The organism is Micromonospora sp. R311, assembly GCF_056780015.1.
Genome location: NZ_JBSWCE010000029.1, coordinates 39,734 through 54,570, shown reverse-complemented (window position 1 = coordinate 54,570; position 14,837 = coordinate 39,734). Strand labels below are relative to the sequence as shown.

14 protein-coding genes are annotated in these 14,837 nt (G+C 73.6%); 5 read left to right on the top strand and 9 right to left on the bottom strand.

All coding sequences use genetic code 11. The features are described 5' to 3' along the window. Positions 1-35 precede the first annotated feature (35 nt). Together AC1WTP_RS23765 and AC1WTP_RS23760 are read left to right on the top strand one after the other, a co-directional pair. Complete coding sequence (locus AC1WTP_RS23765) at positions 36-440, top strand: pyridoxamine 5'-phosphate oxidase family protein (RefSeq protein ID WP_481651479.1); 405 nt, start codon at positions 36-38, stop codon at positions 438-440. Between the two features lie 353 nt (positions 441-793). Then, positions 794-1,471, top strand: a complete 678-nt coding sequence (locus AC1WTP_RS23760; RefSeq protein ID WP_481651478.1) for a C39 family peptidase — start codon at positions 794-796, stop codon at positions 1,469-1,471. A 10-nt stretch (positions 1,472-1,481) separates the two neighbouring features. Here the strand turns inward: AC1WTP_RS23760 and AC1WTP_RS23755 are convergent, their stop codons facing one another. Then, positions 1,482-2,798 (bottom strand): FUSC family protein, encoded by a 1,317-nt coding sequence (locus AC1WTP_RS23755; RefSeq protein WP_481651477.1) that lies wholly within the window; start codon positions 2,796-2,798, stop codon positions 1,482-1,484. Between the two features lie 121 nt (positions 2,799-2,919). Between AC1WTP_RS23755 and AC1WTP_RS23750 the strand changes: the two genes are divergently transcribed. Then, positions 2,920-3,519 (top strand): hemerythrin domain-containing protein, encoded by a 600-nt coding sequence (locus AC1WTP_RS23750; protein ID WP_481651476.1) that lies wholly within the window; start codon positions 2,920-2,922, stop codon positions 3,517-3,519. A gap of 78 nt (positions 3,520-3,597) precedes the next feature. On the opposite strand, the gene AC1WTP_RS23745 is transcribed toward AC1WTP_RS23750, so the two are convergent. After that, positions 3,598-3,780 carry an antitoxin gene (locus AC1WTP_RS23745; protein ID WP_481651475.1) on the bottom strand — a complete coding sequence of 61 codons (183 nt, stop codon included), beginning with the start codon at positions 3,778-3,780 and terminating at the stop codon, positions 3,598-3,600. 330 nt (positions 3,781-4,110) lie between these two features. Here AC1WTP_RS23745 and AC1WTP_RS23740 point away from each other — a divergent pair, with 330 nt between their 5' ends. Next, complete coding sequence (locus tag AC1WTP_RS23740; protein WP_481651474.1) at positions 4,111-5,223, top strand: AI-2E family transporter; 1,113 nt, start codon at positions 4,111-4,113, stop codon at positions 5,221-5,223. Between the two features lie 23 nt (positions 5,224-5,246). On the opposite strand, the gene AC1WTP_RS23735 is transcribed toward AC1WTP_RS23740, so the two are convergent. Then, positions 5,247-5,912, bottom strand: a complete 666-nt coding sequence (locus tag AC1WTP_RS23735) for a dienelactone hydrolase family protein (protein ID WP_481651473.1) — start codon at positions 5,910-5,912, stop codon at positions 5,247-5,249. A gap of 161 nt (positions 5,913-6,073) precedes the next feature. On the opposite strand from AC1WTP_RS23735, the gene AC1WTP_RS23730 reads away from it, so the two are divergent. Further along, positions 6,074-6,253, top strand: coding sequence for a hypothetical protein (locus tag AC1WTP_RS23730; protein ID WP_481651472.1), 180 nt, complete (start codon positions 6,074-6,076; stop codon positions 6,251-6,253). 63 nt (positions 6,254-6,316) lie between these two features. Here AC1WTP_RS23730 and AC1WTP_RS23725 read toward each other — a convergent pair whose 3' ends face one another. The 6 genes from AC1WTP_RS23725 to AC1WTP_RS23700 all read right to left on the bottom strand — a co-directional run bounded on the left by AC1WTP_RS23725 (position 6,317) and on the right by AC1WTP_RS23700 (position 14,836). Continuing rightward, positions 6,317-8,689 (bottom strand): glycoside hydrolase family 65 protein, encoded by a 2,373-nt coding sequence (locus AC1WTP_RS23725; protein WP_481651471.1) that lies wholly within the window; start codon positions 8,687-8,689, stop codon positions 6,317-6,319. Next, positions 8,686-9,438 carry a beta-phosphoglucomutase family hydrolase gene (locus tag AC1WTP_RS23720; protein ID WP_481651470.1) on the bottom strand — a complete coding sequence of 251 codons (753 nt, stop codon included), beginning with the start codon at positions 9,436-9,438 and terminating at the stop codon, positions 8,686-8,688. Before AC1WTP_RS23720 ends, AC1WTP_RS23725 begins: the two co-directional genes overlap by 4 nt. A gap of 58 nt (positions 9,439-9,496) precedes the next feature. Continuing rightward, positions 9,497-9,961, bottom strand: coding sequence for a DUF4442 domain-containing protein (locus tag AC1WTP_RS23715; protein WP_481651469.1), 465 nt, complete (start codon positions 9,959-9,961; stop codon positions 9,497-9,499). An 83-nt stretch (positions 9,962-10,044) separates the two neighbouring features. Then, complete coding sequence (locus tag AC1WTP_RS23710) at positions 10,045-11,106, bottom strand: hypothetical protein (protein ID WP_481651468.1); 1,062 nt, start codon at positions 11,104-11,106, stop codon at positions 10,045-10,047. A 66-nt stretch (positions 11,107-11,172) separates the two neighbouring features. Beyond that, on the bottom strand, positions 11,173-12,480 hold the full coding sequence (locus AC1WTP_RS23705) for an ABC transporter ATP-binding protein (RefSeq protein ID WP_481651532.1): 1,308 nt from the start codon (positions 12,478-12,480) through the stop codon (positions 11,173-11,175). A 145-nt stretch (positions 12,481-12,625) separates the two neighbouring features. Next, complete coding sequence (locus tag AC1WTP_RS23700) at positions 12,626-14,836, bottom strand: bifunctional glycosyltransferase/CDP-glycerol:glycerophosphate glycerophosphotransferase (RefSeq protein WP_481651467.1); 2,211 nt, start codon at positions 14,834-14,836, stop codon at positions 12,626-12,628. Between the last annotated feature and the right edge of the window lies 1 nt (position 14,837).

The following is a 14,837-nucleotide window of genomic DNA, read 5'->3' as shown; positions in this document are numbered from 1 at the left end:
ATGATCGGTGCCGCACCGCGAGACAGGGGACGGGCATGCCGGCGCATCGGTTGGACCTTCGGGACGAGCGGGTCGTCGCGTTCTGCCGGGAGCGACACCTGGCCACGCTGACCACCCTGCGCGCGGACGGCACCCCGCACGTGGTACCCGTCGGGGTCACCGTCGACCCGGAGGCGGGTCTGGCCCGGGTGATCACCAGCGGTGGCTCGCACAAGGCCCGTCAGGTCGCCGCCGCCGGCTCCGAGGGGGCGCCGGTGGCCGTCTGCCAGGTGGACGGACGCCGCTGGCTGACCGTGGAGGGGCGGGCGGTGGTCCGGTCGGAACCCGACGCCGTCACCGAGGCCGAACGCCGGTACGCCGAGCGCTACCGGACGCCGCGGGCGAATCCGGAGCGGGTGGTCATCGAGATCTCGGTGACCCGGGTGCTGGGCGCGCTCTGACCGGGTCGCACCGCCCGACCCGGATCACCGCCTGACCGGCGAGTCCGACGTCCCCTACCGCGCTTCCGCGTCCCGGTCGCGCCCGTTGACCGGAGCGTGCCCGTTTGGGGGGTTCACCGACGGCTTCCCGGCACCCCGGAATCCTGCCGCTGCTGCCGCTGTTGCACCTGGTCGTACTGCCGGGGCGCCCACCGACCGAGCGGAATGCCGGTCGGAGCAGGGCCGTTACACCCCCCGGTACGCCCGTGGCCGACCGGCCCGGGCCTGCCCGGATCCCTTGAGCCGAGCGCCTTTCCCGGTGCACGCGGCGCCGGTTTCCCGGAGCCGACAACCCCCCGATTGGAGCCCGACCCATGAACCCGATCCTGAAGAAGAGCGGTCTGTCCGTCGCCGGGCTGCTGGTGGCCGGCGGGTGCGTCGCGGGCCCCGCGATGGCCGCCCAGGCCGCGCCGGCCGAGACCACCCCGGTCGCCTCGCCGCACAGCGACAAGGGCGGCCGCGCCGACAAGGGCGGTCGCGCCGACAAGCGCGCCGAGCGCACCGTCGGCATCGAGTACCAGGCGCAGCCCAACTTCTACTACTGTGGCCCCGCCGCGACCCGGATCGCACTGTCCGCCCAGGGCAAGGCGCTGTCCCAGGACGAGGTCGCGAAGCGGCTGGGCACCACCGAGGCCGGCACCGACTCGGCGCTGGACACCACCCGGGTGCTCAACGAGCTGACCGGCGGCCGGTACAAGACCACCGAGATCCCCGGTTCGGTCGCCAAGCCGGAGGAGGTCGACCGGCTGCGTGTCGACGTGCTGGACGCGCTGGACGCCGGCCGGCCGGTGGTGGCCAACGTCAAGGGCACCGCGGTGGACACCGAGGGCAACCCGCACTCGTACGAGGGTGGCCACTACCTGACCCTGGTGGGCTACCGCGACGGCGGTGACCTGATCCGGGTCGCCGACCCGGCCAGCCCGCTGGCCGAGTACTGGATGACCCTGGAGAAGGTCGCCAACTGGATCGCCGAGCGCGGCTACTCGTCCTGACCTGGACGGATCAGCGGGCCGGTCTCCCCCTGGCGGGGAGGCCGGCCCGTCCGCGTCGGCCGTGCCGGCGCGTTCGCCGGGCACGGCCGGACGACTTCGGCCGCACCCGGCGTTCCAGCCGGCCCCGGGCGAGTGGCCGCCGGGCGAACTCGCCGGCGCCGGCGGCCTGCCGGACCAGCCGATTGGCCTCGTCCGGCTCGCACCCGATCGACCGGAGCAGGTCGCTCGCGGCGGTACGCAGGTCGGTCACCACGGTGTCGCCGAAGTTGCCGACCCCCTCGGCCCAGGCCCGGCCGGCCAGTTCGGCCGCCTCCAGCACCAGTTGCCGGCTGCGCTCGGGCGATTCGCCGCGCTGGCACTCCCGCCGCAGTTCGCGGATCGCGTTCGCGAACCGGGACACCGCGTCCGCCAGCTCGACCGGCGCGTGTTCGCCGTACTGGAGCAGCGTGGCCGACCGGCGGGCCATCGCCCGACTGTCGAGCACCATCCGCTCCAGATGCTGGGCGCTGCGGGCGTAGCGGTGGAAGTCCTGCCGCCGGTGCCACCGGGCCGGCGCCACCGTGACCACCTCCTCGGCACCGCTGAGCGACTCGTTCAGCCGCCCGATGTCGGCGTCCAGGCCGCGCATCTGGTCCAGGGCCCGCACGATCCGGTCCGGGTCCCGCCGGGCGAGGCCCCGGGCCACCTCGTGCAGCTGCTCGGTGATCTGCGTGAAGATCGGCGCGGCGGCCCGGTCCAGCACCCGCAGCGGGTTGACCGGCAGCAGCAGGGCCACCACCAGCAGGCCGACCACGCTGCCGATCAGCGCGTCGAGGATCCGGGGCACCTCCAGGTTGCGCTCGGACGGGGAGAGCGTGGCGATCAGCACGGCGGTACCGCCCGCCTGACCGACCAGGGAGCCGCTGCGGCCGGCGACCAGCAGCGCCGCCGCGATCGCCAGCGTGACCACCAGGCCGGTCTGCCACGGGCCGAACCCGAGCCAGTACAGCAGCACGTCGCCCACGATGATGCCGAGCGCCACCCCGACCAGCAGCTCGAACGTCCGCTGGGCGCGCTGCCCGATCGCGGAGGCGATGGTGCCGACGGCGGCGGCCGGGGCGAAGACGTGCGGGCCGGCGCCGAGCAGCTTCTGCGCGAGCAGCGCGGCCAGCGCGGCGGCCAGCCCCGCCTGGAGGGCGATCATCACGGTGACCTCCAGCTGCCGCAGCCGCAGCCGGCCCGCCCGCGCGCCGCGCTCCCAGGCCCCGGTCACCACCCGGCCGCCCCGCTCCCCGACCGCGTCCAGCGGAGACCGGACCGAGTCGCCCGTCGGGCGGTTGTCGGTCATGGCGGCGGTTACCCGCGCCGGAGCGGGTGAATCGCGCGGTGCCTCGTGGTGGATTCACCCGTCCGCCCGCGGGTACCAGCCCGGTCAACCGACCGTTTCCGCAACCGGTAAGGGGCCAACCATGACCGAGGCACAGACCACCGGTCAGGACGTCGTCGACGTACTGACCGCCGACCACCGCGAGGTCGAGACGCTCTTCGTCGAGCTGGAGAGCCGGCAGGGCACCCCCGAGCACCGCCGGCAGCTGGCCGACGTGGTGATCGCCGAGCTGGTCCGGCACGCCGTCGCCGAGGAGATGTACGTCTACCCGGCCGCGCGCAGGGCGCTGCCGGACGGCGACCAGCTCGCCGAGCACGAGATCGCCGAGCACTCCGACGCCGAACGGACCATGAAGGAACTCGAGTCGGTGGATCCCTCCGACCCCCGCTTCGACGAGCTCCTCGCCCACCTGACGGGCACGATCCGCCACCACATACGGGACGAGGAGGGCGACCTGTTCCCCCGGCTGCGCGCCGCCGTGGCCAAGGAGGAACTGGTGGAGTTGGCCGGCAAGGTGACGGCGGCCAAGAAGGCCGGGCCGACCCGGCCGCACCCGGCCGCCCCGGACCACCCGCCGGCCAACAAGCTGCTCAACCCCGGTGCCGGCCTGGTCGACCGGATGCGCGACGCGCTCAGCAGCCGGCCCACCTCGATGGCCGAGCTGCGCGACCGGCAGAGCTGACCGCGCCGGCACCGCCGCGCTCGGGAAAGGACGGTCCCGGGCCGCCGACCACGAGGCGACCCGGGACCGGTCGGGCTGTCAGCGGACCTGGTCACCCTCGCCGGTACGCGCCTGGGCCTGGTCGACGCCCTTGTCGATCTGTTCGTCGTACTTGCCGCCGGTGCGCTGGTCGGCCATCTCGCCGCCCTTCTCCATCCCCTGGTCGACCTGCTTGTCGTGCTTGTCGGCGAGGTCCTTGGCCTTGTCCGTGAAGTCGCTCATCGGGGAATCTCCTCCGGTCGGGGTCGAACCTTCTGCCTTCCCCGTGGCCTGGGCACAAACGCCGCCGGCGGGGCCGGACCTCCGCGGGCGCCCTGGAGCTGATGTCGCAGCCGATCCACCACCGGACCGTCGGGCGACGTCGCAGACCGGTCAGCCGCAGCAGCAGCGGCCACACGCCCGGGACGGACCCGAGCGCGGTGACCGACCCGCGCCCCCCGGACCAGGGCGCGGAACGGCGCGCCGGCCACCGCCGGGCGGCCTAGCGTGGGCACGGGTGTCGGACGGACGCCGGCCGGGTACCGACCACGCCGGAGATCGAGGAGGGCCGACGTGAGTGACGACGGTGCCGGGCGTACGCCCGAGGAGACGACGGGCCGGGACGCCAGCCCCCGGCAGGCCTGGGCGGCGCTGCCGTGGCTGGTCCGCTCGGCGGTGGTCTGGAGCGCCTGCCTGGTGGTCGTCGCCGCCGGGCTCTACCTGCTCGGCCGGATCGCGGTACTGCTAGCGCCGCTGGCCATCGCGCTGGCCGCGACCGTGTTCCTGACCGCGCTGCTCGACCCGGTGCTGCTCCGGCTGCGCCGGCTCCGCCTGCCGCCCGCGCTGGCCGCCCTGCTCACCGTGCTGCTGCTGCTCGGCATCCTGGTCGGGGTCGGCGTGCTGGTGTGGAACCTGACCGCCAGCCAGTTCAGTGAGCTGAGCGAGGAGCTCCAGCGCGGCCTGCAACGCACCCGGGACTTCGTCACCTCCACCCTCCCGGTCAACGACCAGCAGCTCGACCGGCTCATCGGGCAGGCCCGCCAGGCACTGAGCCAGGGTTCGGTGGACCCGGTGGCCGGCGCGCGGACCGTCGGCGAGGTGCTCGGCTCCGCGCTGCTCGCGCTGGTGCTCCTCTTCTTCCTGCTCAAGGACGGCCGGTCGATGTGGCACTGGGTGCTGACCCGGACGACCGGACCGAACCGGGCGGTGACCGCCGAGGCCGGCCGGGTCGGCTGGCGCACGCTGGGCGCGTACAGCCGGGGGACGATGATGATCGCGGCGATCGACGCGATCGGCATCGGGCTAGCCCTGGTGGTGCTCCGCGTGCCGCTCGCCCTGCCGCTCGCGCTGATCACCTTCATCGGCGGGTTCGTGCCGATCATCGGGGCCACCGTGGCCGGCACGGTGGCGGTGCTGGTGGCGCTCGCGGCCAAGGGGCCGGTCACCGCGCTGCTCACCCTGGCCGCCGTCATCGCCGTGCAGCAGATGGAGGGCAACCTTTTGGAGCCCCTGATCATGAAGCGGCAGGTCCGCCTGCATCCGGCGGTGATCCTGGTCGCGGTCACCGCCGGCACGCTGGTCGCCGGGATCGCCGGCGCCTTCGTCGCGGTGCCGATCACGGCCGTGGTCTGGCGGATCGTGGAGACGGTCCAGGAGCACCGCGACGCCCGCCCGGCCACGGGCTGACCGCCGCCCCGCGCCGGCCGAGGTCAGGACGGGATCGGGTGGCCGAGATGGGTGGTGAACCAGTTGGCCGCGGAGTCGGCCACCTGCTCCATCGTGCCGGGCTCCTCGAAGAGATGGGTGGCGCCGGGGACGACCCTCAGCTCCGCGGTGTCCGGGAGTGCCGCCTGGGCCTGCTCGTTCAGCGTGATCACCTGCTCGTCGAGGCCGCCGACCAGCAACAGCGTCGGAGCGCGTACCTGGCCCAGGGCCGGCCCGGCCAGGTCGGGCCGGCCGCCCCGGGAGACCACCGCGCCCACCAGGTCGGGTCGGGCCGCCGCGGCGACCAGGGCAGCGGCGGCCCCGGTGCTGGCGCCGAAGAGGCCGATCGGCACCGGCCCGAAGGGTCGCTCGACGGCCAGCCAGTCGACGATGGCCGCCAGCCGGCCGGCGAGCATGTCGATGTCGAACCGCAGCTCGGCGGTGCGGGCGTCCAGTTGGTCCTCGGTCGCGGTGAGCAGGTCGACCAGCACGGTGCCGAGTGCCTGCCGGTTGAGCACGTGCGCCACCGCGACATTGCGGGGGCTGTGCCGGGAACTGCCACTGCCATGTGCGAAGAGCACCACCCCGGTGGGTTCCGCCGGAATGAGCAGATCGGCGGTGAGCTCGACCTCCCCCGCCGGGATCGTCACCTCGCTGCTGCGCACGTCCATCTCGACCTCCACCCCGCCGGCCGGTCCGCCGGCTGCGCCAGCGGGCTTACCCGGCGGTGCCCGCCGCACTCCGGCGTTTGCCGGCGGGGTGGTCGGGTAGCCGACGGGCGACCGCAGACCGTACCGGCGCGAGGGCGCCCCGACGGATCGCGAGGATCGCCATGGCGCAGCAGCAGCGAGGGTCCCGACCGCAGAGCGCCGAGCGGGACCGGCGGGAACAGGACGAGGAACGCAGCCGGGACTGGGCGGACGAGGCCGCCCAGGCGCGGGTCGCCGACGATCCGCGGGCGATGGCCCCGCGCGACGCCGGGGGTCGGCCCTCCCAGGGCAAGCCGCTCTGACCGGTCGCCGCCGGCCCGCGTGCGTCGCGGGCCGGCGGCACGGGCCGGCACGGACGCCGGAGCCTACGGCTCGTTCTCCGGCAGCCGCAGCAGCGGCGTCCGGCCCTGGGCCTGTTCCGGCGCCGGACCGGAGACCTCCAGCGGCGGCACCGGCAGGGTCACCGGCTCGTCACAGGTGACCCGCACCTTCTCACCGTGGTGGCGCAGCTCCAGCACGTCGTCCGGGTCGCCGTGCCGCAGCGCGTAGGTCACCTGGTGCGGCCCCACGTCGACCCGCAACCGCAGGTTCCGCCACTGCAAGGAGAACTCCAAGCGGCTGAGCCGGCTGGAGAGCCGGGGCGAGAAGGACAGCGTGCCGTCGTGGTCGCGCAGCCCGCCGAAGCCGGCGACCAGCGCGATCCACGCGCCGGCCAGCGATGCCATGTGCACGCCGTCCCGGGTGTTCTCGTTCAGGTCGTGCAGGTCCATCAGCGCGGCCTCGCGCAGGTAGCTGTGCGCCAGTTCGGGGTGGCCGACCTCGACCGCCAGCACCGCCTGGGTGGAGGCCGACAGCGAAGAGTCCCGGACGGTACGGCGCTCGTAGTAGAGGAAGTTGCGCAGCTTCTCCTCCGGGGTGAACGCGTCGCCCCGCCAGTGCATGGCCAGCACCAGGTCGGCCTGCTTGATCACCTGCTTGCGGTACAGGTCGAAGTACGGGTAGTGCAGCAGCAGCGGGTACTTCTCCGGCGGGGTGTGCTCGAAATCCCACTCCTGCAACCGGGTGAAGCCGTCCACCTGTTGGTGGACGTCGAGTTCCTCGTCGTACGGGATGTGCATGTCCATCGCCGCGTCCCGCCAGGCGGCCGCCTCCTCGTCGGTCACCCCGAGGTGGAACGCCTCGTCCCGGTGGCGCATCACCGCCTCGGCGGCGGTGAGCAGGTTCCGCTGCGCCATCAGGTTGGTGTAGATGTTGTCGTTCTTCACCGCGGTGTACTCGTCCGGGCCGGTCACCCCGTCGATGTGGAACCGGCCGTGCCGGTCGTGGTGGCCGAGCGAGCGCCACAGCCGGGCGGTCTCCACCAGCAGCTCCAACCCGATCTCCCGTTCCAGCTCGACGTCCCCGGTGACCAGCACGTAGCGCCGCAGCGCGTCGGCGACGTCGGCCGCGATGTGGAACGCCGCGGTGCCCGCCGGCCAGTAGCCCGACGACTCCGGACCCTCGATGGTCCGCCAGGGGAACGCGGCGCCGTGCAGGTTCAACGTCCGGGCCCGCTCGTGTGCGCTGGACAGGGTGCGGTGCCGCCAGTGCAGCGCGTTCCGGACCGCGGGAGGGTGGGTGTAGGTGAGCACCGGCAGGACGAACATCTCGGTGTCCCAGAAGGCGTGCCCGTCATACCCCGGGCCGGTAAGCCCCTTCGCCGCGATCGGCCGGCGCTCCGCCCGGGCGCCCGCCTGTAGCACGTGGAAGAGCCCGAAGCGCACCGCCTGCTGCACCTCCGGGTCGCCCTCCACCACCACGTCGGCGGCGTCCCAGAACTCGTCGAGGTACTCCCGCTGCTCCCGGCACAGCCCCTCCCAGCCGTCCAGCTTCGCCCCGGCGAGCGCCGCGCCGACCTGGTCGCGCAGCGCCGGCAGCGAGCGCCGGCTGGACCAGCCGTACGTCAGGTACTTGACCACCCGCAGCGTCTGACCCGGCTTGAGCACGCACCCGACGGTGGTCCGGACCCAGTCCTGGTAGCCCTCGGACTCGATGGTGGTGCGCGTGGAGCTCTGCACCTCGTGGTCCATCGCGGCGGCCACCCGCAGCCCGGAGACCTTGGTCCGGTGGATCAGCAGCCCGCCGTCGTCGGTGGTCAACTCCTCCTCGGCGAGCAGCGGCGACTCGAGCACCGCCGCCACCCGCGGGTCCTTGCTCTGCGCCGGCAGCGTCTCGTTCGCCACCAGCTCCGACTGGAGGATCAGCCGCAGCGGCCCGTCGACCGCCTCCACCTCGTAGTTGATCGCCGCGACCGCCCGCTGGGTGAACGAGACCAGCCGGGTGCTGCGCACCTTGACCTCGCGCCCGGCCGGGGAGCGCCAGTGCAGCTCCCGGTGCAGGGTGCCGGCGCGCATGTCGAGGATCCGCTCGTGGGCGAGCAGCTCGCCGTAGCGGACGTCGAGCGGCTCGTCGTCGACCAGCAGCCGGATCAGCTTGCCGTTGGTCACGTTCACGATGGTCTGACCCGACTCGGGGAAGCCGAACCCGGCCTCGGCGTACGGCAGTGGTCGCAGCTCGTAGAAGGAGTTGAGGTAGGTGCCCGGCAGGCCGTGCGGCTCGCCCTCGTCGAGGTTGCCGCGCAGCCCGACGTGGCCGTTGGAGAGCGCGAAGACCGACTCCGACTGGGCCAGCACGTCCATGTCCAGCCGGGTCTCCCGGACGTGCCACGGCTCGACCGGATAGGCCCGTTCCCTGATCATGCGCTCCGCCCCTCGTCGAGCAGTTCGGCGAGGTCGCCGACCACGATGTCCGCGCCGTGCGCCCGCAACTCGTCGGCCTGTCCCACCCGGTCGACCCCGACCACGAAGCCGAACCCGCCGGCCCGCCCGGCGGCCACCCCGGCCAAAGCGTCCTCGAAGACGGCGGCGTGCGCCGGGTCCACCCCGAGCAGCTTCGCGCCGGCCAGGAAGGTGTCCGGGTGCGGCTTGCCGCGCAGCCCCTGGGCGCGCGCGACCAGCCCGTCCACCCGCGCCTCGATCAGCGGCTCCAGGCCGGCGGCGGCGACCACCTCCCGGCCGTTCGCGCTGGCCGTGACGACCGCGCGGCGCAGGCCGGCGGCCACGGCCGCCTTCAGGTACGTGACCGAGCCCGGGTAGACGTCGACACCGTGGGTGCGTAGCTCCTGCAGGAGCCGGACGTTCTTGCGGTTGCCGACGCCGTTGACCGTCTCCGCCTCGGGCGGGTCGTCCGGCGCCCCGTCGGGCAGTACGACCCCGCGCGAGGCGAGGAAGGCCCGCACCCCGTCGGCGCGGGGCCGCCCGTCGACGTACCGGTTGTAGTCGGGCCCCGGATCGAAGGGCCGGAAGGACTCGCCGGTGACCGTCGCACGCTGCCGGAGGAACTCGTCGAAGGTCGCCTTCCAGGCGGCGTTGTGCACCCGGGCGGTCTGCGTCAGCACACCGTCGAGGTCGAAGAGACACGCGGTCACGTGAGCAGGTAGGCCCAGCACGGTACGAATCTATCCAGACCACCGCCGGGAGAAACGCGTTTCCGCCCCGCCGCGCGGTTCAGTTCGGCCGCAACGTCCAGATCACGGTCATCGCCGAGGTGGGCTTGCCCTCCTCGGTGGCGATCTCCACCTGCACCGGGAACTCCGGCCGCTGCCCGGCCGCCAGCTCGGCGACCACCTCGGCGGCCGGCCGGCCGAGCCGGGCGGTGGCCAGCACCGGCCCCATGGCCAGCTTCCGGTAGGCGATCTCGGCGCGCACGGCCAGCGGCACCGCGCGGTCGAGCAGCTGCCCGAACGCGGCCAGCACCACCGCGCCGGAGGCGGTCTCGCCGAGGGTGAACATCGCCCCGGCGTGCGGGCCGCCGACGTGGTTGTGGGTGGCCGGCGAGTCGGGCAGCCGGACGACCGCCCGCACCCCGCCCTCCGCCTCGGGGGCCACCTCGACGAACTCGAGATTCAGCGTGCGGGCGAACGGCACGGCCTCGAGCATGCCGGCCGCGACCTGGCGCGAGTCGATGGTCATACCCGGACGTTACTAGCCAGTAACTTCGCCGGCAAGACCCGCGCCCGCCCCCGGTGCGGGGACGGGCGCGTCGCGGTCGGCGATCAGAGGTTGGCGATGGTGCGGAGGATCTCGGCGTAGAAGTTGCCGTCGATGCTGCGGAACAGCGCGAAGCCCTGCCCGGGGTCGCCGAAGAAGGGGCGCAGCGTCCAGGCCAGCTGGGTGCCGACGAAGCCGAAGAGCAGGATCCAGATGTAGAGCAGGGTCATGCTGGCCGGGCGCTGGCCCGGCTCGCCGCGCCGCGCCGGCGGGGTGGCCCACGGCCGCTGCGCGTAGCCGGGCGGCAGCAGCCCGGGCGGGTACGCGGCCATCGGCTGCCCGCCGACCGTGACGAGCGCCGGCTGCCCGACGAATGCCGGCTGCGCGACGGGAGCGGGCTGCTCGGGCTGGCCGGTGGCGGCCGCTCCGGACCCGGCGCCGGCCGGCGCGCCGCCGTTCGCGGCCACCGCCGCACCGCTCACGGCCGCCCCGGCCGGCACCGGTTCGGCGACCGCCGGGGCCGGCTGCGCCGCGTCGACCGTGGCCGGCGCCGCCTGCGCGGGCACGGCCTGGGCGGGCACGGCCTGTCCGGCGCCGGTCGTTGCCGGGGCGGCGGTGGCCGGGGCGAGCAGGCCGTGCTCGTTGAGCACCTGCATGCCGCCGGTCAGGAAGCGCAGGCCGACCACGGCGGACAGGGTCAGGATCGCCACGTTCAGCAGCTTGAAGAAGCCGTAGTCGGGGGCGGTGATCAGGAAGAAGAGGCTGATCGGCGCGAACGCCACGGCGAGCATGGAGGTGACCGTGATCGCCACCATCACCAGGGCCAGCGACTGCCGCACCGAGAGCCGGGCCCCGAAGACCAGGTTGAACAGGTAGAGCGTGGGCAGGCAGATGACCAGCGTGACCAGGAAGAGCAGCGGGAGCTTCACCGCCGAGGTCAGGGCCATCAGCGCGCTGTGGAACGCGCCCAGCACCGCGCCGTAGCAGGCGAGGGCGACGGCCGAACTGGCCAGCATCCGGCCGGTCAGCGCGTTCAGGTCGCGCTCGGCCACGATCTGCTGCCAGATGCCCTGGCGGTCGCGCAGGATGCGCTCGATGACCAGCGGGCTGGGACGGTCACCCGACACGGGCGCACCCCTTCCGGATCGATGCTCTGTGGATTGTGGTGGGCTGACCGTAGGGCACCGCGTGGATCAGCGCCACCCCACGTCGATCCGGTCGCCGCGCTCGTCGAAGAAGTGCAGCGCGTCCATGCGTACCGCGACCGACAGCGGGTGACCGGCGGTGACCGCGGGGTACGGGGCGAGCCGGACCGCCAGCTCGGCCGGGCGGCGGTGGTGCCGGCCGGGATCGTTGAGCACGCTGGTCCGCGTGCCGCTCCCCGCCGCGCCCCCCTCCTCCCCCTCCCCGGCACGGCCGGTGAGGCGCTGCATGACCTGCCCGAAGCGGCGCAGCCCGCGCTGCCCGCCGGCGTCCGAGGCGTTTCCCCGGGCGCCCATCTCGTCCACCACGATCGCGGTGGCCCCGATGTCGAGGAACGCCAGCGACTCGTGCCCGTGGTGCTCCAGGTAGCGGATCCGGCCGTGCAGCACGTCACCCGGGCTGTCCGGGGTGACCGGGGTGAGCGCCTCGGCGCGCATGCCGACCACGATCCGCTCACCGTGGTAGTGCGCCACGGCCCGGCTGCGGATGTCGTCCCAGGGCAGGTAGAGCGCCTGCTCGCCGAGGGTCAGCGTGACGTAGCGGTCGAGGTGGACGTAGACCGAGGCCTCCAGCAGGTTCATCCGCGGGCTGCCGAGGAACGCGGCCACGTAGAGGGTGGCCGGCCGGCCGTACACCTGGGTGGGGGTGCCGACGTCCTGCAGGACGCCCTTGCGCATGATGGCGACCCGGTCGGCCATGGTGAGCGCCTCGGCCTGGTCGTGGGTGACGTAGATGGTGGTGACGCCCAGCTCGCGGGTGAGCCCGGAGATCTCCGCCCGCAGCTCGGCGCGGAGCCCGCTGTCCAGGTTGGACAGGGGCTCGTCCATCAGGAACAGCCCCGGCCGGCGGACGATCGCCCGCCCCATCGCCACCCGCTGGCGCTGGCCGCCGGAGAGCTGGCTGGGCTTGCGAGCGAGCACGTCGCCGATGCCGAGAGCGCTGGCCACGTCGCTGACCCGCTCGCCGCGCGGCACCGGTTCGACGCCGGCCAGCCGCAGCGGGAAGGCGATGTTGTCGCCGACCGTCATGTGGGGGTAGAGCGCGAAGTCCTGGAAGACCATGGCGATCTTCCGCTCCCGCGGCGGCAGGTCGTTGGCCAGCTCGCCGCCGAGCATGATGGCGCCCGAGGTCGGATCCTCCAGCCCGGCCACCATCCGCAGCACGGTGGACTTGCCGCAGCCGGACGGGCCGAGCAGCACCATGAACTCGCCGTCGTTCACGTCGAGGTTGACGCTGTCGACGGCGAGTGTGCCGTCGTTGAAGACCTTGGTCACATCCTTGAGCGCGACGGTGGTCACCGTCTCCTCCCCCAGCTCGTCGGCCGAACCCCGAATGACTGTGACGAAACTCATGCGATCCGCACATCGGGTAAACGTGCCATGTTCAGCCAGTGACAGACCTATTACGCCGTATCGAGCGCCGGCGATCCGGCTGAGCGATGGCTCAGCAGGCCGGACGGGGCTCCGGCGGCTCGCCGAGGAAGACCCGGCGGACCACCCGCTCGGCGGCGTGGCCGTCGTCCAGCGCACAGAACCGGGCCCGGAACTGCTGCCGGGCCTTGCCGGCCGCGTCCGAGCCGTACTCGCCGGAGCGGAACAGGTCGAGCAGGTCGGGGAAGGTGCGGGCCACCGCGCCCGGCGGCTCCGCGGTCACGTCGAAGTAGACGCCCCGGGCCAGCCGGTACGCGTCCCAGTCCGGGGCGTAGAGGACGATCGGCCGGTCCAGGACGGCGTAGTCGAACATCGCCGACGAGTAGTCGGTGACCAGCACGTCGGCCGCGAGGTAGAGGTCCTCCACCCGCGGGTGGTCGCTGACGTCGCGCACCCGGTCGCGGTCCACCGGCCGCCGGAACCGTCGGTCCCGGTCGTGGAAGTAGTGGCTGCGGATCAGCAGCCGGCCGGACGGCCCGAGCACGTCGAGGATCCGGTCCGGGTGGAACGGCGGCCGGTAGCCGGGCAGGTGTTCCCGGTGCGTCGGCGCGTAGAGCACGACCTGCTCGCCGGGGTCGACGCCGAGTTCCGCGCGGACCCGGAGCACCTCCTCGGCGGTGGCGGTGACCAGCCGGTCGTTGCGCGGGTAGCCGACCTCCAGAGTGGTGTACCCGGCGGGGTAGGCGCGCTCCCACATCTGGGTGGAGAAGCTGTTCGCGCTGATGCTGTAGTCCCAGCGGTCCACCCGGCGCAGCAGCCCGGCGAAGTCCATCCCGCCCGCGCCGAGCGGGTAGCGCTGCTGGTCGAGCCCCATCACCTTGACCGGCGTGCCGTGGTGGGTCTGCACGTGCACCGAGCCCGGTCGCTTGCGGACGTGGTCCGGGAAGTTGACGTTGTTGACCAGCCACCGGGCCCGGGCCAGCACCCGGTAGTACGCCGGGGTGCCGGCGACGACGTACTCGACCCCCTCGGGCAGGGTGGGCACCCGGTCCCGGCGGACGATCCACACCCCGCGCACCTGCGGCGCCAGCCGCCGGGCCGCCTCGTAGACGGCGGCCGGGTTGCAGGCGTAGCCGCGGTACCAGTAGGCCGCGTAGACGGCCAGCGTCGGGTCGACGGGCCGGCGCAGTTCGGCCCGGTAGTACTCGCGCAGCAGCACGTCCCGGCCGGTCCGGGCGGTACGCCGGGCCGCCGGCACCACCCGCCGCTTGGTGCCCCGGGCGGTGCTCCGGGCGGCGTCCCGGGCCTGCCCGGCGGTCCGCAAGGCGCTGAACGTCCGCCAGCGCCCGGCCGCCACCAGCCGGTACTTGAGCCCCTCGACCCCGGTGGGGACCGGGCAGCCCGCCGGCGGGACCCAGCGGGCGTAGTCGGCGGTGATCTGGCGGAAGAAGCCCGGGCGCAGCTCGGGGGCGATCCGCTGGCCGTTGCCGAGCACGGTCAGGTAGTGCCAGATCATCCGCTCGAAGACCGCCGGGCGCAGGTCGTCGACCGCCGGCCCCCAGGAGTCCATCAGCCGGAACACCCGGTGCCACTGTTCGAAGACCTCGAAGTGCCGGTCACCCCGGGTCCGGGTGATCGCGCCGGCCCGCCGCTGCCGGTAGTTGACGCAGACCCGGTCCAGCACGCCGATCCGCTCGGCGGCCATCAGCACCGGATAGCTGAACGAGACGTCCTCGTACCAGCCGGGGGCGAACCGCAGCCCGAGGTCGACCAGGTACCGCCGGCGGACCAGCCGGTTCCAGGCGGTGTGCAGCAGTCGCAGCGTCTCCGGCCGGTCCCGCAGCCGGAAGGTCCGCTCGCCGGGTGGCTCCGGGAACACCTCGGCCATCGCGCTGCCGGTCGCGCGGTCGTCCCAGTGCTTCCGTACGTGGTCGACCAGCAGCACGTCCGGCCGGGTGGCGCGCAGCCGCTCGGCCACCTCGACCAGGCAGTCCGGCGCCAGCCAGTCGTCGCCGTCGACGAACCAGACGTACTCGCCGACGGCCCGGTCCAGCCCGATGTTGCGGGCCGGACCGAGCCCCACGTTCCCGGCCAGCCGGACGGCGTGCATCCGCTGGTCGCGGGCCGCGTACTCGGCGAGGATCTCGCCGCTGTCGTCCGGCGAGCAGTCGTCGACCCCGATCACCTCGATGTCGGTGACCGGCTGGCCGAGGATGGAGTCCAGGCATTCGCGCAGGTAACCCTGCACCCGGAAGGCCGGCACGACGAAACTGATCAGGGTCATC

What these genes read in the sequence shown, in the direction of transcription:
- AC1WTP_RS23765 (WP_481651479.1), top strand. Translation starts at nt 36, where the DNA reads ATGCCGGCGCATCGGTTGGACCTTCGGGACGAGCGGGTCGTCGCGTTC.
- AC1WTP_RS23760 (WP_481651478.1), top strand. Translation starts at nt 794, where the DNA reads ATGAACCCGATCCTGAAGAAGAGCGGTCTGTCCGTCGCCGGGCTGCTG.
- AC1WTP_RS23755 (WP_481651477.1), bottom strand. Translation starts at nt 2,798, where the DNA reads ATGACCGACAACCGCCCGACGGGCGACTCGGTCCGGTCTCCGCTGGAC.
- AC1WTP_RS23750 (WP_481651476.1), top strand. Translation starts at nt 2,920, where the DNA reads ATGACCGAGGCACAGACCACCGGTCAGGACGTCGTCGACGTACTGACC.
- AC1WTP_RS23745 (WP_481651475.1), bottom strand. Translation starts at nt 3,780, where the DNA reads ATGAGCGACTTCACGGACAAGGCCAAGGACCTCGCCGACAAGCACGAC.
- AC1WTP_RS23735 (WP_481651473.1), bottom strand. Translation starts at nt 5,912, where the DNA reads ATGGACGTGCGCAGCAGCGAGGTGACGATCCCGGCGGGGGAGGTCGAG.
- AC1WTP_RS23730 (WP_481651472.1), top strand. Translation starts at nt 6,074, where the DNA reads ATGGCGCAGCAGCAGCGAGGGTCCCGACCGCAGAGCGCCGAGCGGGAC.
- AC1WTP_RS23725 (WP_481651471.1), bottom strand. Translation starts at nt 8,689, where the DNA reads ATGATCAGGGAACGGGCCTATCCGGTCGAGCCGTGGCACGTCCGGGAG.
- AC1WTP_RS23715 (WP_481651469.1), bottom strand. Translation starts at nt 9,961, where the DNA reads ATGACCATCGACTCGCGCCAGGTCGCGGCCGGCATGCTCGAGGCCGTG.
- AC1WTP_RS23700 (WP_481651467.1), bottom strand. Translation starts at nt 14,836, where the DNA reads ATGACCCTGATCAGTTTCGTCGTGCCGGCCTTCCGGGTGCAGGGTTAC.